This window comes from Cupriavidus sp. 291-E7 (assembly GCF_057798835.1).
Window position 1 is genome coordinate 48,362 of sequence record NZ_JBYOJV010000014.1, and the last position, 21,023, is coordinate 69,384.

Here is a 21,023-nt window from a genome sequence, read left to right on the forward strand (position 1 = left end):
ATTCAGCTTTTCCCGCGACTGCCCTCACCCGACCGCTTGCGGGCCTTCCGCTCCGTGGGTCGATTACCGTATGACGCCACCAGCAGATCGTGAAACGCCTGCGCGGCCGGTGTCAATGGGCGGCCCCGGCGCTTGGTCACGCCGATCGTGCGGACGATTTCCGGCTCCACCAGTGGCACGCTGACCAGATGGGTCGGCTGGTTCATCCCGCCCGACACCGCGAAGCGTGGCACCGCGCCCACGCCGATGCCCGCAACGATCAGGCTTACCAGCGCGGGCACGTGGCGCACCTCGCACGTCCATTTTGGCCGTGCGGCCGAGGCCGACAGCGCCTGGTCGATCAGCATCCGGTTGCCGCTGCCGGGCGCCAGCGTCACGCACTCGTACTCGGCCAGCTCCGCCCATCTGACTTGTTTGCGGCGCGCGAGCGGATGCTCGGGCCGGCAGGCCAGCACGAATGCTTCCTCGACCAGCGGCTCGAACTCAAGGTCAGGCTCCTGCGTGCCAAGGTAGCTGACGCCGAAGTCCGCTTCCGAGCGCGCCACCGCAAGCAGGATCTCCGCCGCTGTTTCGTCGATCAGTCGCACATGAATTCGCGGGAACTGCCGGTGAAACTCCTGCACGACATCGGCGAGAAAATTCCCTACAGCCGATGGGATGCAGGCAATCGAGACCTGGCCGTACAGGCGATCGGACAGGTCCATCATCCCCAGCAGCGCGCTCTCGAGTTCGTTTATCACGTGGCGCGCCTTCGGAATGAAGCTGCGGCCCATTGCATTTAGCTCGACCTTGCGCGTGGTCCGCTCGAACAGGCGGAAGCCCAGCGCCTGCTCAAGCTTGTCCACACGCCGCGACAACGCCGGCTGCGAAAGATGAAGCGCAACCGAGGCCGCGCGAAAACTACCCAGGTCGGCCACGGCTACGAAGGCGCGCAAATCGGCAAGATCGAAATTCATCCGGTTTCGGCATCAATTGATACGATATTTGCAATTTACAACAAAATCGGGTTGACCGATCATTGCCGCGCAGCCCGGAATGGTTTTCCGGCGCCTGTCATAGATCAGAAAAACGGAGACAACCCATGCCCTTGTCCGTTCGCGGAACACTGGCCGCCATCGCCGCCCTGGCGGCCCTTCCGCTGCTTGCCGCGGCGCAAACCGACTACCCTTCCCGGCCAATCACACTGGTCGTACCGTTCGCGGCCGGCGGCGGCACTGACAGCATCGCGCGCGACATTGCCAAGAATATGGCCGACCGGTTGCATCAGCCCGTGGTCGTCGACAATCGCGGCGGCGCCGGCGGCGCACTCGGCGCCGACTACGTGGCGAAGGCAAAACCGGACGGCTATACGCTGCTGTTCGCCACGTCCACGTTCGCCACCAACGCGGCCATCGAGCCGAAGCTGCCCTACGATCCGATCAAGGATTTCGCGCCAGTAGCGATGATCGGACATGGACCGCTGCTCGTGGTCACGTCGAAACAGCTTGGCGCGCAGAACGTGGCGCAACTGATTGCCGCCGCCAGGGCGCGGCCCGAAGGTCTCAATTTCTGTTCGGCCGGCAATGGCAGCATCAACCATCTTTCCGGCGAAATGTTCCGTCAGAAGACCGGCCTCAATATGACTCACGTGCCGTTCAAGGGCAGCGGCCCGGCCACCGTGGAACTGCTGGCTGGCCGCATCGATGTCTTCTTCGCCACCGTGCCGACCATCCTGTCCTATGTCCGCGCCGGCAAGGTGCCCGTGCTCGCCGTCACCACGGCGCAGCGTTCGCCGCTATTCCCGAATGTGCCGACGCTGGCCGAGGCTGGCGTGCCCGGCCTCGATATCAGTACCTGGTGGGGTGTGCTCGCGCCGGCAAAGACACCGCCCGCGGTCATCGACGCGCTCAATCGTGCCGTCAATGATTCCGCCGCGGCCGAACCCGTCAAGGGCCGGCTCGTGCAGGAAGGCGCCGCGGCGGTGCGGTTGACCCCGGCTGCGTTCGGAGAAGCGTTGAACAAGGAGCTGATGCTGTGGCGTGGCGTCACCAGCAACCCGGCCATGCAGTTGCATTGATTATCAGGAGACAAGCATTGAATATCGCCACCCCCATCATCCTTCCCGCATCGATGGATCGCAGGCAATTCCTCCGCGCGGGCGCTGCCGTGGCTGCCACCGGCATGCTGGGCAACGGCTGGGCGGCTGACTATCCCGCCAAGCCGATCACGGTGATCGTGCCCTATGCACCCGGTGGCCAGGGCGACGTGTTCGCGCGCCTGATCGGCGAGAAACTGTCGCGCGTGCTGGGCCAGCCCAACGTCGTCGACAACCGGCCAGGCGCCAGCGGTGCGCTGGGGACCCGTCTGGCCGCGCGCGCGAAGGCCGACGGCTATACGCTGCTGCTCGGCCAGACTGGTGAGATCGCGGTCAACGGCTCGGCGATGAAGGCACCCGGCTACGACACGCTGAAAGACTTCCGTCCCGTCGCGCTGGCCGGTAACGCGCCGCTGATCATGGCGGCACCGGCCAACAGCCCATACAACACCCTCAACGAGCTGCTGCAGTTCGCGCGGCGCAAACCGGGAAGCGTGTCGTACGGGTCGTCGGGTACCGCCACGCCGGGTCACCTCGCCGCCGCGGCACTGGCCATCGGCACCAAGACCGAAATGGTGCACGTGCCATACAAGGGAGCCGGCCAGGCCATTACGGATCTGATGGGCGGCCAGGTGCAGTTCTTCTTCTCCAGCGCCTCGGCCATCATGCCGCATCTGAAGGGCGGCAAGATCAAGCCGCTTGCGGTGGCATCGCCCAAGCGCATGGCCGCGCTGCCGAACGTGCCCACCGTGGCCGAGACCGTGCTGCCCGGCTTCGATTTCAGCCTGTGGGGCGGCTACTTCGCGCCGCACAGCACGCCCGATTCGGTGGTCGCCCGCCTGAATGCGGAGATCAACAGGATCATCGTCGAACCCGAGATCCGCGCACGTTTCGAAACCGACGGCAGCGCCGTTGAACCGCTCACGCCGGCACGCTTCGACAGCTTCGTGCGTGCGGAAATCCAGAAGTTCGCGCAGTTGGTGAAGGTCACCGGCGCATATATCGAATAACGCATCTCTCCAAGGTACCCTCATGAAAATCGTCGTTCTCCCCGGTGATGGCATTGGCCCCGAAACCATGTCCGCCACGCTTGAAGTGCTCGAGGCCGCCTCGTCGCGCTTCGGTCTTGACCTGACTTTCGAACACGACGTCGCCGGTCACGAGAGCCTGCGCCGCCACGGCGCGACCGTGACACCCGCGCTGCTCGAAAAGGTCAAGGCCGCCGATGGCCTGATGCTCGGACCGATGGCCACCTACGACTTCAAGGACGAAGCGAAGGGCGAGATCAATCCGTCCAAGTTCTTTCGCAAGGAACTCGATCTCTACGCCAACATCCGCCCGTCGCGCACCTACCCAGGGCTCGACAACAAGGTCGGACCGTTCGACCTGATCGTCGTACGCGAGAACACCGAAGGCTTTTATGCGGACCGCAACGTCGAATCGGGTGGCAGCGAGATGCTGATCACGCAAGACGTGGTGGTATCGCTGCGCCGGATCACGCGGCAATGCTGCGAGCGCATCGCACGTACCGCCTTCGAACTCGCAATGACGCGCGATCGGCACGTGACGCTCGTGCACAAGGCCAACGTGCTCAAGATCGGTGACGGCATGTTCCTGGACATGTGCCATCAGGTGGCGCGCGAATTCCCCGAGGTGCGCGTCGACGACTTTATCGTCGATGCAATGATGGCGCACGTAGTGCGCGCGCCGAGCCGCTTCGACGTGATCGTCACGACCAACATGTTCGGCGACATCCTGTCCGACCTGACCGCAGAACTCTCGGGCAGCCTCGGCCTGGGCGGTTCGCTCAATGCCGGGCGCGACCACGCGATGGGCCAGGCGGCGCATGGATCGGCGCCGGACATCGCGGGCCAGAATATCGCCAACCCGTTCTCGCTGATCCTGTCCGCCTCGCAACTGCTGAGCTGGCACGGCCAGCGCAACAACCTGCCGGCATTCATCAACGCAGCGCGTGCAATCGACGCCGCAACGGTCCACACGATCGAGGCGGGCGAAGCCACGCGCGATGTGGGTGGCCGTCTGGGCACCGCCGAAACCGGCCGTGCCTGCGCCCAGCGACTGCTGCAGGGCTGATGCCATGACCGCCGTCGATTTTCCCGCCGCCGCGTGCGACTGCCACACCCATGTGATCGGTGATCGCGCGACCTATCCGATGGTCGCCGATCGCCACTACACACCGGCGCTGGCATCGCATGAAGACCTGCTCGCGCATCTGGCGCGCAATGGCCTGCAGCGTGTGGTCATCGTTCAGCCCAGCGTCTATGGCACCGATAACCGCTGCATGCTCGACAGCCTCGACCGGCTCGATGGCGCGGGCCGTGGCGTGGCGGTGCTGGACGAGAGCGCCGATGACGGCTCGCTGCGAGCACTGCATCGGCGCGGTGTGCGCGGCCTTCGTGTCAATCTGGAAAGCGCGGGCGCCCGCAATGCCGACGCCGCGCACAGCGTGCTGCTGAACTGGAGCGAGCGCATCGCACCGCTTGGCTGGCATCTGCAGGTCTATGCGGCGCTTGATGTCATCGCCTCGCTTGCCGAACGCCTGGCCACGCTGCCAGTGCCGGTGGTGCTCGACCACTTCGCGATGGTGCCGGCCACCACTGCACAGGACGATCCACGCATCACGCCACTGCTTGCGTTGCTCCGTGACGGCAATGCATACGTCAAGCTGTCGGCGCCCTATCGCCTTGCGGCTTCGGGGCATCCCGATCGGGAACAGGTATCGGCATGGGCGCGCACCTTCGTGCAGGCCGCGCCGGAACGCATGCTCTGGGGCAGCGACTGGCCGCATACGGCGCGCGATGCTGGCAAGGCCGCGCATGAGGAAAGCACCTATCGAAAATTTCCCGAGGATGCGTTGATACACGGGATTGGAGAGTGGCTGCCGACGGCATCGTTGCGGCAGCAGGTGCTGGTGGAGAATCCCGCCCGTCTGTACGGCTTCTGAGTCGCGCAGGCGCTGTTGCCCTCACCTCAGCCCTCTCCCGTACTGCGGGAGAGGGCTTCCGCCCTCGGCACTTCAGAAATCGTCAGAAATCTTCAGAAGCTGTGGCGCAGACCCAGCGTGCTGCCGAACTTGTTCCCCACCGCGCCTTGCGACTTGATCAGCGTATAGGCACCGGTGATGCGGTTGTAGTCCACTTCCAGATACGCGGTGGTCCGCTTCGAGAAGCGGTAGTCGACGATGCTGTACAGCGCGGTACGGTCGCCGCTCTTGTCGCGCTGCCAGTCATGGAAGCCGCCGATGCCGAAACGCCACGGCGAGTTGGGGTTGTACGTCAGGCCGGCGATCACCACATCGTTGCGCGTGTCCTGGGTGCGGTAACGCACGCCGAGATAGCCCAGCGTGGCCTTGAACAGGCCAAGGGTATAGCCGCCACCGACGCCATAGACATTGCGTGTTTCCTTGCCGTCGGCGCTGTTGAGGCTGACGACCGTGGCTGCCGCGCTGGCATTTCCCGAGTTATAGCTCAGTGCGACGCCGCCACCAGAATTGGCGCGCGTATCGCCAGGCGTTTCGCCGAAGGCGTAGTCAGCCGACACGCGGAAATCGCCCAGCTTGACCTCGTACTTGACTGCGTTGTCTTGCCGGTTACCGGTGTAGTTGGCAACGATGATCAGGTTGTCGAGGTTCGGATTGCCGAAGGGCTGGGTTACGGCCATCGCCTGGTAGCCCACCGAGTACTGGCGGCCGAATGAGATCGCCCCAAAATTCGTATCGATCCCGACAAAGGCTTGCCGGCCGAACAGGCGCCCCTGACCATTGGTGGACTGCTGCGTATAGCCAGCGCTTGCGCTAGGCTGCAGCGAAGCACCCGTCCCCATGTCGATGCCGCTCTCCAGTTCGAAGAACGCGGTGTTGCCGCCGCCGAGCGCTTCCTCGCCCTTGATACCCACGCGCGAACCGAACACGGGGCCTTCGGACAATTCGAACTTGCCGTTCCTGGCAGGATTGGCATTCGTCGAATAACGGACGCCGGCATCGAGAATGCCCCACAGGGTGACACTGGATTGAGCATTTGCCGAAGCACTGATGCACGCCAGCGCAACCGGTGCCAGCCATCGCTTCCGGCAATTGGAACGCATGCGCATATTGGACTCCTCCTCTTCTTGGTTTTGATGGTCCGGATGGACAAACTTGCCGGATTTCCGGCAAAAAGCGGCCCCCACGCCGACTGGCGGCGTGAAGGCGGTACTACGGATCGGGGGGGCTACAGGTGAGTAGCCGAGCGGGAAATTACGACTGCGCTGGCGCCACCGAGGCACCCTCGATGCCATGCCGCTTGAGCGCGGCCGCAACGAAACCACTGGCCTTCATGTCCTCGACGAATCCGCGCAGTAGCTCGACAGCCGCGGCGTTGCGGGCCTTGGGCAACCCCATTGCCTGCTGGATCACCATGAAGCGGCCCGGCAGCAGGCGCAGCTGCGGCACACGTTTGGCATCGGCCTCCAGTTGCTGACGCACGCCAGCGGCTACGTCCAGGTTCTGCTCCAGGAACGTATCGACCACGGCCGGTGATGTGGACGCGCGTACGATCTCGGCCTGCTTGAGTTCGCGCGTGAGATACAGGTCATAGGCGCTGCCCTTGCCTACCGTCACTCGCAGGCCGGGCTGATCGACCTCGGCGTTGTCGCGCAACGGCGAGTCCTCGCGCACCAGGTACGCGCCCTCGATCAACACGTAAGGGGCCGTGAACGAAATGCCGGCGCCACGCACCGGATCGACCGCGAAGAAGCCGAAGTCGGCCTGCTCGTTGGTCACGGCGTCAACGGACTTGCCTGCCGAATCGAAAACGACGAGTTGGACGTCCACACCAACGCGGCGCGCGAATTCGCGCGCAAGGTCGATCGAGACGCCAAACGGCTGACCATCGGCGCCCAGGTTTGCGAGGATCGGATTACCAACGTTGATAGACGCGCGCAGCACGCCTGTAGGAGCCAGTTCGGCGACGAGCTGGCGATCGATGGCGGTCATGAGATTCGAGACTCCTGCCTGAATGAATGAAGGAACGAAGGGAGGAAGGGGTCGCGCTTACCCAGCGTGAGATGGCGCACCCGTCAGATCGAGATGGGTAACTTGCGACAGGCTTTCGGAGAACCAGGCAGCAATTGCAGCGGCCCGCTTGCCGATGTACTCCGGTTGCCCGTGGTTATCCAGCCGCATGCTCAGGTCGTGGCCCGGGATCAAGATCGTGCCGGGTACCTCGCGCCACCAGCGCCAGATGGTTTGCAATGAACGCTCGCTGTCCGCGTGGCTTTCGCTGGCATCGACACGGCCACTCAGCAGCTCGGCGCGATTCTTCGCCGCGTCGCCGGTGAACAGCACCGGAATGTCATTGGCGGACAGATAGAACAGCAGATGACCGGGTGTGTGGCCGGGCGCGGCAATCGCACGCAGGCCGGGCAGGAATTCGGTATCGGCCTGCACGCGGTGCACGTGCTCGCCGGTGTCCAGCGCACGCACGTAAAGCTCGGGCAGTGGATTGAAACCCGGCGGCTGGGCCGCGGCCCAGCGCAGCTCGTCGGCACCGATCCACACCTTCGCACGCGGGAACAGGATGTAGTTCACCGCATGGTCATAGTGCGCGTGAGTGAGCACGACGTCGGTGATATCGGCCGCCTTGACGCCGTGCGCCTCCAGTTGGTGCTGGAGATGCCGGCGCACGCCGAACGCGCCCACATCCACGAGGATGGTGCGTCCATTGCCGCGCAGCAGCGTCACGGTGCTCCATCCAAGACCGCCATGACAAATGGCACGGCCAGGGAAGCCCTGGATCAGGACATCGACTTGATACATGGATTACTCCGGTTTGACGTTGGCGTCCTTGATCAGCTTGCTGTACATCGCTGAATCCGACTTGATCAGTTTGGCGAATTCGGCAGGCGAGCTGCCGACGAGTTCGTTGCCGCCCTCGGTGCCCAGGCGCCGGATTACGTCGGGCTGCCTGAGCGCCTGCACCACGGCCTGATGCAGCCGCTCGATGATTGCGGGATCTGTCTTGGCTGGGACGAACAGCCCCTGGAACTGCGTGATATCGAAGCCCTTGTAGCCGAGTTCATTCATGGTCGGCAGTTGCGGCAACGCGCTCGCGCGCTTCATTCCGGAGACTGCGAACGCACGCAGCTTGCCGCCGGCAATCTGCGGCGTCGCGGTGACGACGGTATCGAACGTGAACGATAGCTGTCCGCCAAGCAGATCGGCCAGCGCGGGCGCACTGCCCTTGTATGGCACGTGGGTGAGACTGGTGCCGGTCATGGTGCCGAGCTGCTCGCCCGCCAGATGACCGCCACCGCCGATGCCGGTGGACCCATAGCTGAGCTTGCCCGGGCTGGCCTTGGCGCGCTTGATCAGGTCCGGCACGCTCTTGATGGGCGAGTTGGCGGCCACCACGAGTGCGTATTGATAGCTCGTGATCTGGCTCACCGGCGCCAGGTCCTTGATCGGGTCGTACGGCACCTTCTGGTACAGCGACGGATTGACCACGATCGGCCCGCTGGCCACGAGCAGCAGCGTATAGCCATCGGGCGCGGACTTGGCAACGAAGTCGGTGCCAATGCCACCGTTGGCGCCGCCACGATTTTCGACGACGACCGCCACGCCCAGCGTCTCCGTCATCTTGTGGCCGATGATGCGCGCGGTAATGTCGGCGGCGCCGCCGGCGGCATACGGCACCACCATGCGGATCGGCCGGGCCGGCCACGGTTGGGCCAGCGCCGTGCCCGCGGCGGTGGAAAGCAGCAATGTGATGGCAGCAATCTTGCAGCGCATGCGTGTCCCCTGTTTATCGTTATGGATGGACTGCAAGCTCAGGCGCCCAGCTTGGCCGCGTGTTGCTTGAGCAATTCCACGGTCGCCACGTCCAGCGAAATGCCCTGCGCACGCTGCTGCGCCATCTTGTCCAGTTCGATCTCGCCCGGCACGATCACGGCCTTGCCGGCTTCGGCCGGTGCGCTGCCATGCAGGATCGCGGCAAAGTCCTTCATGCGGCCAGCCAGCCATTGGGCGGAGCCAAGGCGGCGCGTATCGATCAGGATGAAGAAGTGGCCGAGGTTCTGCGGCTCGTCAGGCGCGTCGACCCACGACTTCACATGCGTGAGGTAGGCGGCATCGGACAGCAGGCCAGCGAACAGGTCCACCAGCAGCGCCAGGCCATAGCCCTTGTGGCCGCCGATCGGCAGCAGAAAGCCGTCAAGCGCGGCACGCGGATCGGTGGTCTCGCGCCCCTGCGCATCGGTGGCCCAGGTGTTGGGGATCGACTCGCCGGCCTTCAGCGCATTGCGGATCTTGGCGCGCGCCACCACGCTCATGGCCATGTCGAGCAGGAAATGGCGTCCATCATGGCCGGGCACGCCAAAGCCGAGCGGGCTGTTGCCCAGGCGCGCATCGCTGCCGCCCCAGGGAGCGATGGTGGTGGTCGCGTTGCTGCCGATCATGCTGGCGAAGCCGTTCTCGGCGGCGATCAGGCTGTACGGCGAGATCGGGCCAAAGTGGTTGCTGCCGCGCACCAGTGCCATGCCAATGCCGCATTCGCTCGCCACCTCCATCGCCGCGCGCAGGCCGCGCATGCCGGCGAGCGGGCCTACCGCGTTGGCACCGTCGATCTTGACCAGTGCCGGCGCCACGCGCTCGGCGGTGATGTTGGCCTTGGCCGCAATGCCGCCCACCTGCAGGCGATCGCCGTAAGACTCGATGCGCGAAAGGCCGTGCGTGCTAAGCCCGAACAGGTCCGCGATGACCAGGACGTTGACCACTTCTTCCGCATCGGCGGCGGGCAGACCGAGCGCCTGGAAGGCGCGGCTGCCAAGTTGACGAAGTTCTGCTTCAGACAGGATGACGCGATTTGCTTGCATGAGTGGATCGGGTAGAAGTGACAGGAAATCAGTTGGCTTTCAGATGCGCGCTGCGCACGACGGCGCCCCAGCGCTGCTGTTCGCTATGGATGAAGCGCGCAAACGCCTGCGAGCCATCGCCTACGGGCGTGCTTGAGTCTTCCTCCAGCCGCTGGCGCACGGCGGGTGCCGCGAGCGCCTTCACGGCTTCGGCATGCAGGCGTGCCACCACGTTGGCGGGCGTGCGCGCCGGCACCATGAAGCCGAACCACTGCGAGCTTTCAAAGCCCGCATAGCCCTGCTCCGCCACGGTGGGCACATCGGGAATTGCCGGGAGCCGCTGGGCGGAGCCCACCGCGAGGATGCGCAGCTTGCCTGCCTTCACATGGGACAGGAAGCCCGGCAGACCGGCCGAGGCGGCATCGATGTTGCCCGCCAGCAGGTCCGTCATCTGCGCGCCGGTGCCCTTGTAAGGGACGTGGACGAGATCGACGTGCGCGGTGACCTTGAGCATTTCGAACGCGAGGTTGCCGGCGCTGCCGTTCCCCGCGGAGCCATAGGTCATCGCACCCGGTTTGGCCTTGGCCTGGGCGAGGAACGCCGTCAGGTTGGCGGCACGCACACTCGGCCCCACCGCGAACACCATCGGCACCTTGGCCAGCAGCGTTACGGGTACGAAGTCCTTTTCCGGGTCATACGGCAACTTGTTCATCATGGCCGGATTGACCGCGAGCGTGCCGACATGGCCCAGCACCATCGTGTAGCCGTCCGGCTCCGCACGCGCGGCATCCTGCATGGCGATCACGCCCTGCCCGCCCCCTTTGTTGTCGACGACAATCTGCTGGCCGAGTCCCTTGGACATTTCAGCGGCCAACACGCGCGCGATCACGTCGGAACTGCCGCCCGGGCCGTACGGGACGATCAGGCGGATTGGCCGGGTTGGGGTCCAGGTCTGCGCCACCGCCGGCGTCGCTACACCGGCGACAAGACCTGCGCAGGACGTCAATGCCAGCAGCAGCTTGCGGCTCCGGCTCATCGCCGGACGGCCATCGGAATCTCGGAACATGTCGATCCTCTTTCGGGACAAGGCGCGGTCAACCTTGGGCACGATTGCCCTGTCTCCGTGACGCGCGTTTTTTCGATGCGCAATGATCTGCGCCGCCCGTTTCGCTGTAAAGTGCAAATATCCGATGAATTCTTGCGTCTGACACATGAATTTCGATCTTGCCGATCTGCGGGCGTTTCTGGCCGTGGCCGACCTTGGCAGCTTTCGCGCGGCGTCCGAAGCGCTGTTCCTGTCCCAGTCCGCGCTGTCGCGGCGCGTGGACAAGCTTGAAGAGGCGCTGGGCGTTGAACTGTTCACGCGCACCACGCGCAAGGTCGAACTGACCACCGTGGGCCGGGCCTTCGTGCACAAGGCGCGCAACGTGCTGAATGAACTAGAAGGCGCGATGCTCGGCATCCGCGACGTGGCCGAGCGGCTTTCGGGCGAGGTCACGCTCGCGTGCGTGCCATCGGCGGTTGGCTATTTCCTGCCCGCGGTGGTCGACGCCTATCACGCGCGCTATCCGGGCATCCGGCTGCGCGTGATGGACGAATCGTCGGCCGATGTGCTGCTGGCCGTGACACGCGGGGATGCCGACTTCGGCCTGACCTACATCGGCACCCAGGAGGCCGATATCGAATTCCTGCCGCTCATCGAGGAACCGTTCGTCGTGGCATGCCAGATTGGCCATCCGCTCGCGGCGCGCAAGCACGTGACTTGGGAAGACCTCGGCCAGCACGACTACATCACGCTTGCACAGGGCAGCGGCAACCGCTTCCTGATCGACCAGGCGCTGGCGCGCGTTGCCACGCGGCCGCGCTGGTACTGCGAGGTACATCATGTGCCGGCACTGGTGAGCCTGGTGCAGGCAGGGCTAGGTATCGGCGTGGTACCTCGTATGGCGCTGCCGCCCGACGGCGAGCGCGGCCTGGCCGCGATTCCGCTGGAGTCGCCGCGCATCACGCGCACACTCGGGTTGATCGCGCGACGCGGCCGGCCGCTGCCGCCTGCGGCGCGGCTGCTCTACGACATGCTCGTGGCGGCGCGCGGCGGGCCGCTGGCCGCCGAATAAGGCGTCAGGGGTCAGCGACGGGGCTGGTTGGCACGGATAGCTGCGAATATCCGCCGCGCGCAATGCGCCCTGCCATCCGGAACGTCGTGAATCGTAGAAATCAGTAAGTCACTTATAGCCCTCATTTCCCTCGCCCACTGGGCGAAAAACGGAAATTCGCCACAGATCACTGGCATTTTTTCCATTCGCCGCCAAAGCTGTTCCTGATGGGGGACGAACACAATTCCACCCCTGTGTAAGGTGGCCTTACGACATATGGTTGCGAATATGAATCGGGCGGGGAACATTCTTTCTGCAGCATTGACTCCCGACTAAGCGTTCCATCCAGCACCGTATTGGCGTCGACTCCGGGGCATCAAAATGAGTGACACATCATGCACACAGTAATAAGGGCTTATTCAGGAGCCGGTGCCAAGGAACTCTTCGATTTACTGGAGAGGCGCACTCCTGAGATTGAATCGTTGATGCGGTCGGTCCAAGGCTTTGTCAGCTACACACTGGCCCGAAGCGAGGATGGTGAATTTGGCTTCTCGGTTACTGTTTGCCATGACAAGACCGGGATCGAAGAGAGCAGCCAAAAGGCAAAGGATTGGATCGCACAGAACGCTGCAGGCAATGGCGCAGGTGCCCCGACGATCTCGGAAGGACTCGTAATCCTGCACGTCAAGTAGCGGCAATACGTGCCGAACCGATTAAGCGCAGCGTTATAGGCCGGCTAATGAAGCTGGCAACAGGCTGCTTTGGCCGAGATCACGCAGAAGGCCGGCGAACCGGAATCGAGACATTCAACAACGGTCCAGCGAAAGGAGTCTGAAGGATGACACTCGTGCCTTCAAACGAAAACGGAATGACCTTGTCAGCCAGCCAGTTGGACGCCTATCTGGCAAGGATCAAGATCGACCGGCCGGTCTCTCTCGATCTTTACGGGCTTTCCAGACTTCATCGCGCTCACCTCATGACATTCACCTTCGAGGCGTTGGACGCCTTCATGGGATGGCCGTCGTCAATCACCCCGGTGTCTGCCTTCGCCAAAATGGTGGATGGCAAGCGCGGTGGTTGGTGCTACGAGATGAACGGTCTCTTTGGCGCAGCGCTCGATGCCATCGGATTCCGGGTAACGCGGCTGTGCGGCGGCGTTAATCGTGAGATTCTGGGCGACGTTGCCATCGGCAATCACCTGACCCTGCGCGTCGATCTCGACAGCCCCTATCTCGCCGAGGTCGGCGTGGCCGACGCGATCGTCGAACCCGTGCCGCTGGATATTGGCCCGATCCACCAGCGCGGCTTCGATTTTTCGATCATGCCGACTGCGGACGGCTGGCTGCGCTTCAACAATCATGCGCATGGCATCGCCCGCAGCTTCGACTTCCGGGCCGACCACAGCGACGAAGCTGCCATGACCGCCATGCATGCCTGGTTGATGCGCGACCCCGGGTCTCCGTTTACAAACGCGCTGGCAGTCCTGCGTCATACCGCGGACGGCTATGTCGCGCTGCAGAACGATCGCTTGCGCAGGGTGATGCCCAACAACATTAGCGAACGCCGTATCACCAGCGCGGACCATTTCGCGGACATGCTTGAAACCGTCTTCGACATCGACATTCCTCAGCCCGGACAGGTTTGGGACAAGATCCAGGCGACTAGCCGCGACAAGGCTGACTGAACAGGCGGCACTCGCTCATTACTGGATAAGAGGCCCGCATAAGAGGCCCGCACTTTCATGCGGTGCATTTAGCACATAAAGCGACTGCTGTGTGAAATAAGATTAACTTGCGCAGACAGATCCCGGCCCATCTGATGTGTACTTGCGGCCTACGCGGCGTGCACTACACTTCGATGTCGCCACGCTTGATGTACCTGCGTCTGGCCTCACGCGCCCTCACCGGTAATCCTCCCAACAAGAATGAGAAAAAGCACATGCGCCAACTGTTCGCCGCCCTTGCCTTGTTTGCTGTTTGCCAGTCATTGCAGGCCCAGGTAAAGCCGTACCCGTCCGGTTTTCGGAATCAGGACATAAAGACCGAAGGTGCCACACTGCATGTGCGAGTTGGCGGCAGCGGGCCGGCCGTGGTCCTGCTGCACGGATTTGGCGATACCGGCGATATGTGGGCGCCACTGGCGGCCGAGTTGTCGCGGAACCATACGGTGGTCGTGCCCGATCTGCGTGGCATGGGCTTGTCGTCCCATCCGCCTGGCGGCTACGACAAACGTACGCAGGCCGGCGATATCCGGTCGGTGCTGACGCAATTGCATATCGACCAGGCTGACGTGGTGGGCCACGATATCGGAACGATGGTCGCATTTGCCTATGCAACGCGTTATCCGGACAAGACCCGGAAGCTCGTGGTCATGGACGCCCCGGTGCCTGGCGTGCCGCCCTGGGAGCAGATTGTTCGCATGCCCGCGCTCTGGCATTTCGATTTTGGCGGACCCGATGCCGAGCGGCTGGTCAAAGGCCGGGAGCGGATCTATCTGGATCGATTCTGGAATGAGTTCGCGGGCGATCCGTCGAAAATCGACGAGGCCACGCGCGCTCACTACGCTCGCATTTATGCGCGGCCAGGCGCCATGCATTCCGCTTTCGCGCAATTCCTTGCCATTCGCCAGGACGCCGAAGACAACCAGAAATCGCTGGCCACCAAGCTGACGATGCCCGTGCTGGCAATTGGCGGCGAGAAATCGTTTGGCCAGAATGAGGCGATTGTCATGCGAAACGCGGCGGTCAACGTCCAGGAACTGGTGGTTCCCGGTGCCGGTCATTGGTTGATGGAAGAAAAGCCGCAGGTCACCGTGAGCGCGATTGTCGATTTCCTCGCGCAATAGGGCCGTTTTCCGCCCTGCTTTGCGCTGGCCAGCGGTTGGACGTATGCAAACGGAGACAAACCATGACACGCGTTCGCGTTGAATGCTTCACGATCTCGCTGGACGGATATGGCGCGGGCCCGGATCAGGACATCGACAATCCGCTCGGCATTGGTGGCACCAACTTGCATCAGTGGCTGGTGCCAACACGCACGTTCCAAAAGACCTTGTTCGGCAAAGACGGCGGGACGACCGGGATCGACGACGATTTCGCGGCGCGTGGCTTTGATAACGTGGGCGCCTGGATTCTGGGCAGGAACATGTTCGGGCCGATTCGTGGCGCATGGCCGGACGAACACTGGAAAGGCTGGTGGGGCGACAACCCGCCGTACCACGTGCCGGCCTTCGTCCTGACGCATCACGCGCGTCCCGCTTTGAAAATGGAAGGCGGCACGACGTTCCATTTCGTCACCGGCGGCATTCGCCAAGCGCTGGATCTGGCGCGCGCCGCTGCTGGTGGCAAGGACGTTCGCATCGGCGGCGGAGCCGGCACCATCCGGCAGTTTCTATCGGCGGGCTTGATCGATGAATTGCACGTTGCGATCTCGCCGGTGCTGCTTGGCTGTGGCGAGGCACTGTTCCACGGGCTCGACCTGCCGGCGCTGGGATACGCATGCGTGACTTCCGTGGCCTCCGAAAAGGCCACGCATGTCGTGCTGCGGCGGCAAGGACAAGCGCCCTCGCCCACGCTCGCTGTTTGACTTTGCCCGCATTGACTACCAAGATGAACAGCGCGCTGGACGCTCGCCACCCCAACAGCCACTGAACCGGCTGGACGACGCCGCGGCGGCCCCTCATCGCCCCCGGAGGACGTCAGCTATGGAAGCCGAACCGGTAGTCACGCAAGCCAAGCAGGCAGCACCTGACGAACGCTTCTGGCCGCACGGGTGGTGGCGGCTGATGGAAATGCGCATCGGCATTTTTCCGCTGCCGGTTTACATCCTGGCGGGTGCGCTGCTGGTGGTGCTGGTGTCGATTCACAACCTCTCGAACGAGATTTCGCTGGTCATCGTGATGTTCGCGTTCTGCGGCTTCACACTGGCGGAAATCGGCAAGCGTATCCCGCTGGTTCGCGCCATTGGCGCGGCGGCAATCTTCGCCACATTCGTGCCGTCCGCGCTGGTCTACTACAAGTTGCTGCCGGATCATGTGGTCAAGGTGACGATGGATTTCACCAAGGCCACGAATTTCCTTTACCTGTTTATCGCCTGCATCATCGTCGGCAGCATCCTGGGCATGGATCGCCACGTTCTCATCAAGGGATTCCTGAAAATCTTCGTGCCGCTGGCCGCGGGGTCTGTCGCTGGCGGTGCTGTCGGCACGCTGGTCGGCACCGCGCTTGGGCTCGGCGCATCGCACACGTTCTTCTATATCGTCGTGCCGATCATGGCGGGCGGCGTTGGCGAGGGCGCGATTCCGCTGTCCATCGGCTACAGCGAGATCCTGCACCAGGACCAGGGCATGCTGTTCGCCACGGTGCTGCCGCCGGTGATGCTGGGCAGCCTGACGGCGATCATCCTGTCCGGTACGCTGAATTTCGTCGGCAAGCGCTATCCGGCCTACACCGGCGAAGGCCGTCTGCAGCCCGGCGAGCATGACGAACTGGACGTCAACCAGAAGGAAATCACGGGACACGTCGACGTAGACCACATCGCCGCGGCCGGCGTCACGGCGCTGACGCTCTATGTGGTCGGCATCATGTGTCACCGCCTGTTCGGCCTGCCCGCGCCAGTGGCCATGCTGTTCATCGCCGTGCTGCTCAAGCTGACGCAGGCGGTGTCGCCGCCCCTGCAGGGAGGCGCCTTCGTGGTCTACAAGTTTTTCTCGACGGCTGTCACGTATCCGCTGCTGTTCGCCATCGGCGTATCGCTGACACCGTGGGACAAGCTGATCGCCGCCTTCAACCTGCCTACGATCATCACCATCGTGGCGACCGTGGCAACGCTGATGGCCACTGGTGCGCTGGTGGGCGTCTGGCTGAAAATGTATCCGATCGACACGGCCATCGTGACCGCTTGCCACAGCGGCCAGGGTGGCACCGGCGACGTGGCCATCCTGACCGCCGCGAACCGCATGCCGTTGATGCCGTTTGCGCAGATCGCCACACGCATTGGCGGCGCCGTCACCGTCACGGTCGTGTTGCTCGTGCTGGCCCACATGCAGTAGTCGCACGCACCTCGGAAGTTACTGCCCCACCCCAACCCGCGTTTCCCGTCGCCTCCGCTGGCGGCTTTCCTGTTTGGAGTATTCGCGATGACTGCCGACGCATCCACTCTCAAGCCAATCGCAATTGGTGGCCTGACAGTGCGCTATCTGATAGACGGAGCCGCCACGAAGACCCTGGGCGTTTTCGAGTTGACGATTGCGCCGGGAGCAAATGTGCCTCCACCGCATAGTCACACCCACAATGAAGAATGCATTTACGCCTTGGAAGGGCTCATCCGCTATTCCGTTGACGGCGTTGCCAGGGATCTGGCGCCCGGCGAATGGATGCATACCCCCAAGGGTTCAATCCATGCATTCAGCAACCCGCACCAGACCACCGCCAAAGCACTTGTCATACTGACGCCTGACCTGGGTGCGCAGTACTTTCTCGATGTACAGGAAGTGGTGAATGCAGGCGGGCCGCCAAATCGCGAGAAGTTGTCGGCAATCATGTCCAGCTACGGGCTTGTTCTTGGTGCTTGAATTCCACTGGCCGCCCAGCAATCGGTTGTGGACGATGCGCCCGCGTCGCAAGGTCGCCCCTTGACCTGGCGTTGAATGGCGTCCCGTGCATCGAATTTAAAGAGACCCGACGCGATTACCAAGTCAACGCGCAAGGGCCACGATGAAGTGCCAGCCAGGCTTAATCGTCGCGCTCAACGAACGGCACTTCCCCGGCAATCTCTTCGAATATTGCGAGGAGTGCCTCGGCGTCATCCGACAAACGATGGTCACGGCGTGTCAGCAGATAGGCCGACATGATGACCGCTTCCAACTCGATCGGAATCATCTCAAGACCGTGACTCTCCATCTTCAGTTTGAACGTCGGGTACTGAACAGGAGCAATCAGATCTACCTCCTGCAGCAAGAGAGTCGCCGCTGAAACCGTCAGGCAACGAGAGATTCTGGGAGTTTGTAGCCCAATGGCCTCGAAGTACTGCGTGAACGCCCGGTCCGTGTCATCACCCGCCTCACATGGCAGCAACCATTCCGCATCGGTCAGTGCATCGACACGCCGCGCGTGAATCTTGGGGTGCGAAGATCTCGCGACCAGCACCACTGGCATCGAAAACAGCCGCTTTGCCACCACGAAATCCGGGAACTGCGTATTTCTCTGCCCCGTGACAATCGCAAAGTCCAGGGCATTCTCGAACAGCCTGCCCACCGCGGAGGAAAAGCTACTCTGGTAGAAGGACAGCAATGCACTGCGCCCCTCACTCCGAAACCCACGGAATGCCTTCTGCATCATGGAATGCTCCGCCAGTTCAGACAGACCCACCACGACGCTCCCTGCCTGCTCCCCCCGCATTTCCAACAGTTCGTCCTCAGCACGCTTCATATCAGCCGTAATGGCTTTTGCGCGACGATAAAACGCCGCCCCGTAAGGCGTCAGCTTCACGCCCCTTACTGATCGAAGCAGTAGCGGCACGCCCAGCGTTTTTTCCAGTTCACGAATGCTCGCGGTGATTGCCGGCTGCGTTACGCCAAGCGCGCGCGCCGCGCCATGAATGCTGCCTTGTGCCACTACGTTCAGGAAAACCTGCAGTTGTTGCAAGGTCATCGCTCGCCCCCGGTGAAATCCAACTTGCCTTGTTCATACTAGTATCGGCATCAGGTGTGTACTACGAGAGCTTCACACCGGGAGATCTTCACCGCCACCAGCCGCGATTGAGGCAGCGCCGCCCGGCGGAGCGGATGCACCTTCCGCTTTAGATCCACCTAATAAGACGCGCTCCGCACCAACACTATCGCGATAAGTTTTCTTATCGCAATACACTCCACCCACCCGGAAACCCTCTGCCGCAAAACTCACAGCCACGCGCTCCTCGCGGCAAAAGTTGCCGTTTTGCCTTCCCGCCACCCTCACCCGATTGCGCCCGCTGATAGAACACCGAGCCACGAAGTCGCAAGCAATTGCGACAGTCACACGCTGAAACATACTCAGCGGGAGCGGTCCTACGCTGCACTGCGACGATCCTGCTGCCCCCGATGCGCTCGCACCTTTTGCAGCAACACCATGCAAATTTGTCCACGTCGACCGCGATCCGTGCAACATCTACATCCGTCGTTGCGCAACGGGTTAAGAGAACGTTAGCTCGCGCGCCGATTGAATCAGCGGCTTGCAACAACTCGTTGCTACGCAAGCCGCCGAGGCGGAGATGTAAGTGGACCGATATACAGTCCTTACACATTCTTACAGCAAGCAAATCGCAAACTGACTAACTTTGAATCGCTCCAGCGTTGCATTGCATCAATGCGGCGATGCTGTGCTGTGAGCTTCCATGTGGCGCGTCGCGCCTTGTAGTGTCTGCGAGCATTGCCGTTCATCGGCATGCAAGCAGTTCAATGGATCGGTCTACACGGTCCACTCGCCTGTTCCGGCGGCGTAGCAACGGCCCGGGACAAACGGCGCATAAAAATTGTTGGGGGACGAGAGCACTCGATACCCGAACGAGCGGATGCCGCTCGTTCGGAGGGACAGTGCTTGTCTGCGAAAACATCACCGCGATCGACGTTGGCGATCGTGGCTAGCCACCTTTTATCCGGGAGCTCGCATGGACAACAATTCCGACCAGAAGCCGAAAGTGCCAACGCGGCTACCGCCAACCACGCAACGGCCACAGCAGCCCCCGCCACGCGACACGCTGGCGCCCCGCAGCAGTTCGCTCAGTCTGCGGCCCGTATGGCAGGCCATTCCCCGGCTGGCCAGCTACGGCATGGTGGGCTTCGTCATCTGGATCATTCTTTCCGTGATGTTCCCGTACGTCTTCGTGCGATCTTCGGAGCGTGCCGTCATCAACAGCCCTGTCAGCCTGATTACCACGCCCGTCGAAGGCATCGTGACAAAGCAGCTCGTGCCGGAGGGCACCACGTTCAAGGCCGGGGAATCGTTGATGACGCTGCAGAATCCGAACATGGATCGCGCGCTGTTGCTGGAACTGACCGGCAAGAAGCTCGATAACGAAAAACGGCTCGAAGCCGCGAAGTCGAAGCTCGAAGTCAACCAGGCCCGGCTGACCGCCACCAGTGGCGACGTCAAGCGCTACACGTCGGCGGCGCAGCAGCAGAACGATTCACGGGTCCGTGGCATCGAAGCACGCCTGAATGTGGCGCAGCAGCAGATCGACGCGCAACAAGGTGTAGTGAATCGTAACGAGGCGATGCAGCAGGCCGGCGCCGTCAGCCAGGCCTTCACCGATGCATCGCGCAACCAGCTCACCGTGCTGGCGGGCCAGCGAGACGCCGTCGAGGCCGAGCTAAACAGCGCGCGCAGCAGCAGTGCCGCCACCCGGAACAAGGTCTACGCCTCCAGCAATGACAGCGCCGTTGGCGCGCTGTCCCAGCGGTCGGACGAACTGAAGGCCGAGATCACGCAGTTGCAGGCGGAAATCAAGCAGCTCCAGGATTACGGCACCGAAGTCGACAAGTTGGTCGACACCGAGCAGCAACGCCTGGACCGCGTGTCCAATCTCGATATCAAGGCCTATGCGGGCGGCATCGTCGAAGACGTGCTGGCGCCGCCGGGCACGCGCGTGTCGGCCGGTGCCACGCTGATGCGCGCCACGAACTGCGCGCAGCCCGCCGTGGTGGCGGTATTCCCGCGCAGCCTCAGCAAAGACCTGCTGCCCGGCGCCCCCGTCACGGTACTGGTCGATGGCGTGGGCACGCCGCAGCCAGGCAAGGTCGCGGAAATCCTGCCGCGCGCACCCGATGGCGATCAGGCCCGCTACTTCGTGCCCTTCCCTCCCATCGAGAAAAACGAGCTGTACCTGATCGCGAAGCTGAACAAGCCGCTGCCTGACCTGCCCGGCGCAGGCAAGACGGACCGTTGCGCGCTCGGCCACTGGGCCAAGGTCAGTCTGGACCGCCCGTGGTTTCGCCGGCTGATCTGATCGGAGCCGATCACTTGGTCATTC

At 62.9% G+C, this 21,023-nt stretch carries 20 protein-coding genes; 12 read left to right on the top strand and 8 right to left on the bottom strand.

What is annotated here, in order from left to right; translation table 11 throughout:
- Positions 1-2: 2 nt before the first annotated feature.
- The gene (locus AC3FLX_RS22865; protein WP_488699611.1) at positions 3-956 is read right to left on the bottom strand and encodes a LysR family transcriptional regulator; all 954 of its coding nucleotides are present in this window, start codon (positions 954-956) and stop codon (positions 3-5) included.
- Between the two features lie 125 nt (positions 957-1,081).
- Here AC3FLX_RS22865 and AC3FLX_RS22870 point away from each other — a divergent pair, with 125 nt between their 5' ends.
- From AC3FLX_RS22870 to AC3FLX_RS22885, 4 genes are read left to right on the top strand one after another with little or no spacing between them, the layout of a single operon-like run.
- Positions 1,082-2,056 (top strand): tripartite tricarboxylate transporter substrate binding protein, encoded by a 975-nt coding sequence (locus AC3FLX_RS22870; protein ID WP_488699612.1) that lies wholly within the window; start codon positions 1,082-1,084, stop codon positions 2,054-2,056.
- A gap of 17 nt (positions 2,057-2,073) precedes the next feature.
- Entirely contained in the window at positions 2,074-3,084 is a 1,011-nt protein-coding gene (locus AC3FLX_RS22875; protein WP_488699613.1) for a Bug family tripartite tricarboxylate transporter substrate binding protein, read from the top strand.
- A 22-nt stretch (positions 3,085-3,106) separates the two neighbouring features.
- On the top strand, positions 3,107-4,168 hold the full coding sequence (locus tag AC3FLX_RS22880) for an isocitrate/isopropylmalate dehydrogenase family protein (RefSeq protein ID WP_488699614.1): 1,062 nt from the start codon (positions 3,107-3,109) through the stop codon (positions 4,166-4,168).
- Positions 4,169-4,172: 4 nt separating this feature from the next.
- Entirely contained in the window at positions 4,173-5,039 is an 867-nt protein-coding gene (locus tag AC3FLX_RS22885; protein ID WP_488699615.1) for an amidohydrolase family protein, read from the top strand.
- A gap of 92 nt (positions 5,040-5,131) precedes the next feature.
- On the opposite strand, the gene AC3FLX_RS22890 is transcribed toward AC3FLX_RS22885, so the two are convergent.
- The 6 genes from AC3FLX_RS22890 to AC3FLX_RS22915 form a co-directional block, all read right to left on the bottom strand.
- Complete coding sequence (locus AC3FLX_RS22890) at positions 5,132-6,184, bottom strand: porin (RefSeq protein WP_488699616.1); 1,053 nt, start codon at positions 6,182-6,184, stop codon at positions 5,132-5,134.
- Positions 6,185-6,329: 145 nt separating this feature from the next.
- A complete protein-coding gene (locus AC3FLX_RS22895; protein ID WP_488699617.1) occupies positions 6,330-7,067 on the bottom strand; it encodes an ABC transporter substrate-binding protein in 738 nt (245 codons plus the stop codon).
- 57 nt (positions 7,068-7,124) lie between these two features.
- Positions 7,125-7,889 (bottom strand): MBL fold metallo-hydrolase, encoded by a 765-nt coding sequence (locus tag AC3FLX_RS22900; protein WP_488699618.1) that lies wholly within the window; start codon positions 7,887-7,889, stop codon positions 7,125-7,127.
- A gap of 3 nt (positions 7,890-7,892) precedes the next feature.
- Positions 7,893-8,861 (bottom strand): Bug family tripartite tricarboxylate transporter substrate binding protein, encoded by a 969-nt coding sequence (locus tag AC3FLX_RS22905; protein WP_488699619.1) that lies wholly within the window; start codon positions 8,859-8,861, stop codon positions 7,893-7,895.
- Between the two features lie 38 nt (positions 8,862-8,899).
- On the bottom strand, positions 8,900-9,943 hold the full coding sequence (locus AC3FLX_RS22910) for an Ldh family oxidoreductase (RefSeq protein WP_488699620.1): 1,044 nt from the start codon (positions 9,941-9,943) through the stop codon (positions 8,900-8,902).
- Positions 9,944-9,971: 28 nt separating this feature from the next.
- Positions 9,972-10,988 carry a Bug family tripartite tricarboxylate transporter substrate binding protein gene (locus tag AC3FLX_RS22915; RefSeq protein WP_488699621.1) on the bottom strand — a complete coding sequence of 339 codons (1,017 nt, stop codon included), beginning with the start codon at positions 10,986-10,988 and terminating at the stop codon, positions 9,972-9,974.
- A gap of 145 nt (positions 10,989-11,133) precedes the next feature.
- On the opposite strand from AC3FLX_RS22915, the gene AC3FLX_RS22920 reads away from it, so the two are divergent.
- The 7 genes from AC3FLX_RS22920 (at position 11,134) to AC3FLX_RS22950 (ending at position 17,589) form a co-directional block, all read left to right on the top strand.
- Entirely contained in the window at positions 11,134-12,039 is a 906-nt protein-coding gene (locus AC3FLX_RS22920; RefSeq protein ID WP_488699622.1) for a LysR family transcriptional regulator, read from the top strand.
- A gap of 374 nt (positions 12,040-12,413) precedes the next feature.
- Positions 12,414-12,710: a hypothetical protein gene (locus AC3FLX_RS22925; RefSeq protein WP_488699623.1), complete on the top strand. Its 297-nt coding sequence runs from the start codon at positions 12,414-12,416 to the stop codon at positions 12,708-12,710.
- Positions 12,711-12,856: 146 nt separating this feature from the next.
- On the top strand, positions 12,857-13,702 hold the full coding sequence (locus AC3FLX_RS22930) for an arylamine N-acetyltransferase family protein (RefSeq protein WP_488699624.1): 846 nt from the start codon (positions 12,857-12,859) through the stop codon (positions 13,700-13,702).
- A 254-nt stretch (positions 13,703-13,956) separates the two neighbouring features.
- Positions 13,957-14,862 (top strand): alpha/beta fold hydrolase, encoded by a 906-nt coding sequence (locus AC3FLX_RS22935; RefSeq protein WP_488699625.1) that lies wholly within the window; start codon positions 13,957-13,959, stop codon positions 14,860-14,862.
- 62 nt (positions 14,863-14,924) lie between these two features.
- A complete protein-coding gene (locus tag AC3FLX_RS22940; protein WP_488699626.1) occupies positions 14,925-15,602 on the top strand; it encodes a dihydrofolate reductase family protein in 678 nt (225 codons plus the stop codon).
- Between the two features lie 118 nt (positions 15,603-15,720).
- The gene (locus AC3FLX_RS22945; RefSeq protein WP_488699627.1) at positions 15,721-17,067 is read left to right on the top strand and encodes a 2-hydroxycarboxylate transporter family protein; all 1,347 of its coding nucleotides are present in this window, start codon (positions 15,721-15,723) and stop codon (positions 17,065-17,067) included.
- Positions 17,068-17,154: 87 nt separating this feature from the next.
- Positions 17,155-17,589 carry a cupin domain-containing protein gene (locus tag AC3FLX_RS22950; RefSeq protein ID WP_488699628.1) on the top strand — a complete coding sequence of 145 codons (435 nt, stop codon included), beginning with the start codon at positions 17,155-17,157 and terminating at the stop codon, positions 17,587-17,589.
- Between the two features lie 160 nt (positions 17,590-17,749).
- Here AC3FLX_RS22950 and AC3FLX_RS22955 read toward each other — a convergent pair whose 3' ends face one another.
- Positions 17,750-18,667, bottom strand: coding sequence for a LysR family transcriptional regulator (locus AC3FLX_RS22955; RefSeq protein WP_488699629.1), 918 nt, complete (start codon positions 18,665-18,667; stop codon positions 17,750-17,752).
- Positions 18,668-19,661: 994 nt separating this feature from the next.
- Between AC3FLX_RS22955 and AC3FLX_RS22960 the strand changes: the two genes are divergently transcribed.
- Complete coding sequence (locus AC3FLX_RS22960) at positions 19,662-20,999, top strand: HlyD family secretion protein (protein ID WP_488699630.1); 1,338 nt, start codon at positions 19,662-19,664, stop codon at positions 20,997-20,999.
- Positions 21,000-21,023: the final 24 nt, after the last annotated feature.

Bases quoted from the DNA above. Each gene is read 5' to 3' on its own strand.
- AC3FLX_RS22865 (WP_488699611.1), bottom strand. From the start codon at position 956: ATGAATTTCGATCTTGCCGATTTGCGCGCCTTCGTAGCCGTGGCCGAC.
- AC3FLX_RS22870 (WP_488699612.1), top strand. From the start codon at position 1,082: ATGCCCTTGTCCGTTCGCGGAACACTGGCCGCCATCGCCGCCCTGGCG.
- AC3FLX_RS22880 (WP_488699614.1), top strand. From the start codon at position 3,107: ATGAAAATCGTCGTTCTCCCCGGTGATGGCATTGGCCCCGAAACCATG.
- AC3FLX_RS22885 (WP_488699615.1), top strand. From the start codon at position 4,173: ATGACCGCCGTCGATTTTCCCGCCGCCGCGTGCGACTGCCACACCCAT.
- AC3FLX_RS22890 (WP_488699616.1), bottom strand. From the start codon at position 6,184: ATGCGCATGCGTTCCAATTGCCGGAAGCGATGGCTGGCACCGGTTGCG.
- AC3FLX_RS22895 (WP_488699617.1), bottom strand. From the start codon at position 7,067: ATGACCGCCATCGATCGCCAGCTCGTCGCCGAACTGGCTCCTACAGGC.
- AC3FLX_RS22900 (WP_488699618.1), bottom strand. From the start codon at position 7,889: ATGTATCAAGTCGATGTCCTGATCCAGGGCTTCCCTGGCCGTGCCATT.
- AC3FLX_RS22905 (WP_488699619.1), bottom strand. From the start codon at position 8,861: ATGCGCTGCAAGATTGCTGCCATCACATTGCTGCTTTCCACCGCCGCG.
- AC3FLX_RS22910 (WP_488699620.1), bottom strand. From the start codon at position 9,943: ATGCAAGCAAATCGCGTCATCCTGTCTGAAGCAGAACTTCGTCAACTT.
- AC3FLX_RS22915 (WP_488699621.1), bottom strand. From the start codon at position 10,988: ATGTTCCGAGATTCCGATGGCCGTCCGGCGATGAGCCGGAGCCGCAAG.
- AC3FLX_RS22920 (WP_488699622.1), top strand. From the start codon at position 11,134: ATGAATTTCGATCTTGCCGATCTGCGGGCGTTTCTGGCCGTGGCCGAC.
- AC3FLX_RS22925 (WP_488699623.1), top strand. From the start codon at position 12,414: ATGCACACAGTAATAAGGGCTTATTCAGGAGCCGGTGCCAAGGAACTC.
- AC3FLX_RS22930 (WP_488699624.1), top strand. From the start codon at position 12,857: ATGACACTCGTGCCTTCAAACGAAAACGGAATGACCTTGTCAGCCAGC.
- AC3FLX_RS22935 (WP_488699625.1), top strand. From the start codon at position 13,957: ATGCGCCAACTGTTCGCCGCCCTTGCCTTGTTTGCTGTTTGCCAGTCA.
- AC3FLX_RS22940 (WP_488699626.1), top strand. From the start codon at position 14,925: ATGACACGCGTTCGCGTTGAATGCTTCACGATCTCGCTGGACGGATAT.
- AC3FLX_RS22945 (WP_488699627.1), top strand. From the start codon at position 15,721: ATGGAAGCCGAACCGGTAGTCACGCAAGCCAAGCAGGCAGCACCTGAC.
- AC3FLX_RS22950 (WP_488699628.1), top strand. From the start codon at position 17,155: ATGACTGCCGACGCATCCACTCTCAAGCCAATCGCAATTGGTGGCCTG.
- AC3FLX_RS22955 (WP_488699629.1), bottom strand. From the start codon at position 18,667: ATGACCTTGCAACAACTGCAGGTTTTCCTGAACGTAGTGGCACAAGGC.
- AC3FLX_RS22960 (WP_488699630.1), top strand. From the start codon at position 19,662: ATGGACAACAATTCCGACCAGAAGCCGAAAGTGCCAACGCGGCTACCG.